Annotated in this window: 5 protein-coding genes; 3 read left to right on the top strand and 2 right to left on the bottom strand. The window is 73.6% G+C overall.

What is annotated here, in order from left to right:
• On the bottom strand, positions 1–1,328 hold a 1,328-nt coding region (locus tag IFT36_RS14770), incomplete at its 3' end, for a CYTH and CHAD domain-containing protein (protein WP_200413524.1).
• A gap of 74 nt (positions 1,329–1,402) precedes the next feature.
• On the opposite strand from IFT36_RS14770, the gene IFT36_RS14765 reads away from it, so the two are divergent.
• Positions 1,403–2,758 carry a maltokinase N-terminal cap-like domain-containing protein gene (locus IFT36_RS14765; protein ID WP_200413523.1) on the top strand — a complete coding sequence of 452 codons (1,356 nt, stop codon included), beginning with the start codon at positions 1,403–1,405 and terminating at the stop codon, positions 2,756–2,758.
• 124 nt (positions 2,759–2,882) lie between these two features.
• On the opposite strand, the gene IFT36_RS14760 is transcribed toward IFT36_RS14765, so the two are convergent.
• Positions 2,883–4,640 (bottom strand): pyruvate dehydrogenase, encoded by a 1,758-nt coding sequence (locus tag IFT36_RS14760; protein ID WP_200413522.1) that lies wholly within the window; start codon positions 4,638–4,640, stop codon positions 2,883–2,885.
• Positions 4,641–4,723: 83 nt separating this feature from the next.
• On the opposite strand from IFT36_RS14760, the gene IFT36_RS14755 reads away from it, so the two are divergent.
• Both IFT36_RS14755 and IFT36_RS14750 read left to right on the top strand, forming a co-directional pair.
• Positions 4,724–4,996, top strand: a complete 273-nt coding sequence (locus IFT36_RS14755; protein WP_071257214.1) for a mycoredoxin — start codon at positions 4,724–4,726, stop codon at positions 4,994–4,996.
• Positions 4,997–5,003: 7 nt separating this feature from the next.
• The coding region (locus tag IFT36_RS14750) for an NAD-dependent epimerase/dehydratase family protein (RefSeq protein ID WP_200413521.1) at positions 5,004–5,964 on the top strand (961 nt) is incomplete at its 3' end.

The raw sequence follows: 5,964 nt of genomic DNA, 5'->3' as shown, positions 1-5,964 counted from the left end.
AGGACCGGGAGCGCGTCCACGGCGCCTGCGCGGTCCGTCGCGTCCACGGCCGCCAGCCCTGCCCGGACCGCCCGCCTCGTCCGCTTCCGCTCAGCCCGCAGCCGCGCGGCCGAGAGGTCGGCGGCCGGGTCGGTGGCGTGGTCCCCCGTCGCCGGGGCCGCCACGAGCGCGTCGACCGCGTCCAGCAGGTCGAACCAGGCGCCCGAGTCGAGCAGGCGACGCACGTCACCGACGGCCTCGTCGAGTCGTTCGCCGAGCCGGGCGTCGATCCGCCCCGTGACCTGGGCGGCCACGAAGCCCTCCGGAGCCGAGGAGGCGCGGGTCGCCACCCGGCCTCGCGCCACCTCGACGTCCCGAGCGGCACCCGAGACGTGGCCGACGTGGCGGGCACCCGCCACGACGGCGGCGGCGAGCCCGGGGTCGAGGACGCCGTCCCACACGGTCAGCAGGGCGCGCAGCCGCCGGGTCGTGGTCCGCAGCCGATGGACCGCATCGGGCCGGCCGTCGCGCACGGCGGCGTCCACCGCGAGCAGGTCGTCACGGAGACCCGTGGCGGCGGTCGCGACGAAGGCCGCCGCCGACTTCTTCTTCGGGGCCGGGGTGGCCGGGGCAGGCACGACCGTCGAGGCGGCCCCGCCGGCGCCGTCGCCCGACGCCGCCGGCACCGCGAGTTCCGAACCCAGCCCTCTGGCCAGCTTCGACTTCGACGACGAGAGCGACGCACCGGCCGCCTCCAGCCGCTCCGCGACCGCGTCGAGCAGCCGCTCGCCCTCGTCGCCGTCGACGCCCGGCGCGAGCTCGACCTCCCACTCGCGCCAGGTGCGCAGCACGCCCGTGTCGGGGTTCGACGCCCGCACCACGTCGTCGGCGAGTTCGGCCAGCTCGCGGTCCGAGCCGTCGAGCAGGCGGGTCACGGTGCGCGTCGTCTCGAGTCGGAGCACGGGGTGCACCGGCCGGCCCCGCAGCCGCGCCTCGACCAGCCGGCGCAGCGCGTCCGGCACGGGCTCGCCGGGGTCGCCGAGCGGCCAGTGGACCTCGCGGCGCCCGGTCGTGCCGGCCGACGGCGGCAGCTTGAGGTGCCATCCGGCGTCGCCACCGCCCTCGCGCCTCCTCAGGGTGGTCCGGGCCCCGAGCAGCGTGTGGTCGACGGTGTCCCAGTAGGTCGCGGCGAGCTCGACGGGGTCGTCGTGCCCCACGCCGTCGACGACGAGCGCCTCGGCGGCGCCTCCCCCCACCCCGACCAGGTCGGGCACCCCGGCGCCCTCGTGGACGTCGTACTTGCGTTCGATCTCGGTCTGTTCGGTGCGGCGCGGTGATGCGGTGCTCATGCCTCCGTTCTAGTCGGGAGGCCTGGTGACCGGCCTCCCGGACCCCGCGGGGCGGCCCGGCGTAGGGTCGTCGCATGAGCGATGTGGCACCGATTCTTGCCGGATGGATGGCGCGTCAGCGCTGGTACGCGACCAAGGGACGAACGCCCGCCCTGCGGGTGATCGGATCGTTCGAGGCCGAGGTGGACGACGCCCTCACCATGACGCTGCTGATCATCGACGAGGCGGCGGACGTCCCCGTCCTCTACCAGGTGCCCCTCGTCAGCCGCGCGACCCCCCTGCCCGGCGGCGACGCGGCCTTCATCGGCTCGGCCGACGGACGCTACCTCTACGACGGTCCCCACGACCCGGCCTACGCCCGGGAGTTGCTGCGCACCATGTCCGCCGAGGCGCACGTGGTGGGTGCCGACGTCACGGTCGACGGCACGCGCATCGTCGACCCCGGGCAGGTGCGTCGCTCGCGCGTGCTCTCGGGCGAACAGTCGAACACCTCGATCGTCTACGACGTCGAGGGCGGCCCCGTCGACCAGGTCATCGCGAAGGTCTTCCGGGTGCTGCACCACGGCGACAACCCGGACGTCACCACCCAGGCCGCCCTGACCCGTGGCGGGTCGACGCACGTCCCCTCGTCGTTCGGCTCGTTGCGCGCGACCTGGCCCGACGTCGGGCGCGAGGGCGGGACGGCCACCGGCCACCTCGCCTTCTCGCAGGAGTTCCTCCCCGGCCTCGAGGACGCCTGGCGCGTGGCCCTGACGGCGGCGGCCGACGGCACCGACTTCACGTCCGAGGCCCACGCGCTCGGCGTGGCCGTCGCCGAGGTGCACGCGACCCTCGCCGCCGACCTGGGCACGGTCCCCGCGGGCGACGACGAGATCGCCGGGGCCCTGACGAGCATGCGTCGACGCATCACGACCGCGTCGCGCGAGGTGCCGCAGATCGCCGCGCACGCCGCCGCGATCGGAGCCGTCTACGACGCGGCCGAGCACCTGCACTGGCCCGACCTGCAGCGCATCCACGGCGACCTCCACCTCGGTCAGGCCCTGCTCTCGCCCGAGCGCGGCTGGATGCTCATCGACTTCGAGGGCGAGCCCCTGCGGCCGATGCCCGAGCGCTCGCGCCCCGACCTGCCGATCCGCGACATCGCGGGCATGCTGCGGTCGTTCGACTACGTGGCCGGTTCGCTGGCGCAGGAGGCCGTCCCGGTGGACGCCGCGGCCTGGGCGCACGATGCCCGCCGCGCGTTCGTCGACGGGTACGTCGCCTCGTCCGGCGTCGACGTCCGGGCCGCCCGGGCCCTGCTCGACGCGTTCGAGATCGACAAGGCCGTGTACGAGGCGATCTACGAGAGCCGCAACCGGCCGGATTGGATCGACATCCCGCTCGCGGCCGTCGCCCGGCTCGCCGCACGCAGCGCCCCCGCCGCCGACTGAGCCGGGCGGGCAGGGTCGCGAGGCGTCCTCCGCGTGACGGGCAGGGTCGCCAGGCGTCCCCCGCGTGGCGGGCCGCGCCTCCTGAGCCCTCGGCAGCGAGGGGGCAGGAGGCGCGGCGCCGACCTCAGGGACGCGGCACGTTGCGCAGGTTCGACCGCGCCATGGCCACGGCCTCGCCCGCGCCGCCGTTCATGACGATCTTCGACATGGCGAGCGAGAAGCCCTTCACCTGGGCGCCCGTGATCGTCGGGGGCAGCGAGAGCGCCTTCGGGTCGGTCGCGATGTCGACGAGCGCCGGACCGTCGTGTTCGAAGGCTGCCTCGTAGGCCGCCCGGAGGTCGCGGGGGTCGTCGACGTGGACGGCGTGGATGCCGATGGCGCGTGCCACGGCGGCGTAGTCCGTGTAGGGCACGTCGACGCCGAAGTCGGGGAACCCGTCGACGAGCATCTCGAGCTTGACGAGGCCGAGCGTCGAGTTGTTGAACACGACGATCTTCACCGGCAGCTGGTACATCTGCGCCGTGACGAGTTCGCCCATCAACATGGACAGCCCGCCGTCGCCCGAGATCGAGACGACCTGGCGATCGGGGTAGGCCATCTGCGCACCGAGGGCGTGCGGCAGGGCGTTGGCCATCGAGCCGTGCAGGTACGAGCCGAAGATGCGCCGGCGCGGGGTCGGGGTGACGTAGCGCGCGGCCCAGACGTTTCCCATGCCCGTGTCGGCCGTGAAGATGGCGTTGTCGGCCGCGACCTCGTCGAGCAGCGAGGCCGCGTACTCGGGGTGGATCGGCCGCATCTTCTCGACGTTCTTCGTGTAGGCCCCGACCGCACCGGTCATCAGCTTCTCGTGCTTCTTGAGGGTCTTCTCGAGGAACCTGCGGTTCTTCTTGCGTGTCACGAGCGGCATGAGCGCCCGGAGGGTCGGGGCGATCGCCCCGTGGACGGGCACCTGCACGTCGGCGCGACGACCGATCACGGCGGCGTCGACGTCGACCTGGGCGATGGTGACCTTCGAGGCGTCCGGCAGGAACTGCGGGTACGGGAAGTCGGTGCCGAGCAGCACGAGCAGGTCGGCGTCGTGGATGCCGGCGTGGGCGGCACCGTAGCCGAGCAGGCCGGTCATGCCGACGTCGAACGGGTTGTCGTACTGGATGACGTCCTTGCCCCGCAGGCTGTGCCCGATCGGGGCACCGACGAGGTCGGCCAGGGCGATGATCTCGTCGTGCGACCCACGACCGCCCTCGCCGACGAAGAACGCGACGGTGTCGGCCTGGTTCACGGCATCGGCCAGGGCCTGCACGTCGTGCCGGTCGGGCACGAGCTCGGGCGGGCGGACGCTGACGTAGGCGGGCACCTTGCCACCCGCGTCGAGTTCGGCGATGTCGCCCGGCAGCGTGATCACGCTGACGCCCTCGCCCGCCAGGGTGTGCCGGATCGCGCTGGCGACGACCATCGGCGACTGCTCGGCCGTCGAGATCATCTCGCTGTAGCCCGAGCACTCGACGAAGAGGCGGTCGGGGTGGGTCTCCTGGAAGTAGTCCGAGCCGATCATCGTGCTCGGGATGTGACTGGCGATGGCCAGGACCCTGGCGCGGCTGCGGTTGGCGTCGTAGAGCCCGTTGATGAGGTGCAGGTTGCCCGGGCCGCACGACCCGGCGCAGACGGCGAGCTCGCCGCTCATCTGGGCGTCGCCCGAGGCCATGAACGCCGCGGCCTCCTCGTTGCGGACGTGGATCCAGTCGATCCCGCCCTTCGCCGAGCCGCCCGTGCGACGCACGGCGTCGACGATCGGGTTCAGGCTGTCGCCGACGATGCCGTAGATCCGGCGGACGCCGGCGGTGACGAGCTGGGCGATGATCTGGTCGGCGACCGTGTCTGCCATGGTGATCCCTTCGTGGTGCGTGCTGGTACGCCTCCCAGACAACTCCCCCGGCGCTCACCGCCGACCGGGCTTAACCTGGGGTCATGAGCGACATCGCGAGCACGTACGTCCCCGAGTCCGGCAGCATCACCATGTTCAGCACCTCGTGGTGCGGCTACTGCGCCCGCCTCAAGCAGCAACTCGGCAAGCAGGGCATCGCCTTCACCGAGGTCAACATCGAAGAGGTCCCCGGCACGGCCGAGATCGTCGAGAAGGCCAACGGCGGCAACCAGACCGTGCCGACGATCGTCTACCCCGACGGCTCGACGGCCACGAACCCCTCGCTCGCCGACGTCCAGGCCAAGCTCGGTCTCTGACGCCGTCGTGGGCCCGACCGGCACGACCTCCTCGGCACGTCGCCCCCTGCGGCTGCTGATCCTCGGCGGCACCGCCTGGCTCGGTCGGACGATCGTCGAGGCCGCCCTCGCCGGCGGCCACGACGTCACGTGTCTCGCCCGCGGGTCGTCCGGCGACGTCCCCGAGGGCGCGGCGTTCGTCCGGGCCGACCGTCGCACGCCCGGGGCGTACGACGCCGTGCTCGGGGGCGGACGACGCTGGGACGCGATCGTCGACCTGAGCCGCGACGCGTCGCACGTGCGTGACGCCGTGTCGGTGCTCGAACCAGTCGGCGCCTCCTTCGTCTTCGTCTCGAGCGTCAGCGTCTACGCCGACACCGCCACCACCGGGGCGGACGAGACGGCGGCCCTCGTCGACGCCGACGAGTCGGACTACGGCGGGTCGAAGGTCGCGGGCGAGCGCGCCGTCGTCGAGGCGTTCGGCGCCGACCGGTCACTGCTCGTCCGGGCGGGCCTCATCGGCGGACCGGGCGACCACACGGGCCGCACGGGCTGGTGGCCGCTGCGCTTCGCCCTGGCCGCCGCGTCCACGGAGCCCGATCCCGTGCTCGTGCCCGACGTGCCCGGCCTCGACGTGCAGCCGGTCGACGTCCGGGACCTGGCGAGCTGGATCGTCGCGTCCGTCGAGCGAGGTCTCTCGGGAACGTTCGACGCGGTGGGTGATCGGCAGTCGCTGGCCGACCACCTCGCGGTGGCGCGCCGGGTCGCCGGCCACACGGGCGAGGTCGTACCGGTCGACGAGCCCTGGCTCGACGCACACGGGGTCGGGCCGTGGGCCGGGCCCCGGTCGATGCCCCTCTGGGTGCCCCTCGCCACGCACGCGGGCTTCGGCGCCCGGTCAGGAGGCGCGGGCCGGGCCGCCGGGCTCGTGCCGCGCCCCGTGGACGAGACGCTGCGTGACGCCCTCGCGTGGGAACTCTCGCGTCCCG

It is taken from the genome of Frigoribacterium sp. CFBP 13605, from assembly GCF_014839405.1.
Lineage (GTDB): Bacteria > Actinomycetota > Actinomycetes > Actinomycetales > Microbacteriaceae > Frigoribacterium.
The sequence above is the reverse complement of the archived record's forward strand: the minus strand, read 5'-3'. Positions and strand labels throughout refer to the sequence as shown.

What these genes read in the sequence shown, in the direction of transcription:
- IFT36_RS14765 (WP_200413523.1), top strand. Translation starts at nt 1,403, where the DNA reads ATGAGCGATGTGGCACCGATTCTTGCCGGATGGATGGCGCGTCAGCGC.
- IFT36_RS14760 (WP_200413522.1), bottom strand. Translation starts at nt 4,640, where the DNA reads ATGGCAGACACGGTCGCCGACCAGATCATCGCCCAGCTCGTCACCGCC.
- IFT36_RS14755 (WP_071257214.1), top strand. Translation starts at nt 4,724, where the DNA reads ATGAGCGACATCGCGAGCACGTACGTCCCCGAGTCCGGCAGCATCACC.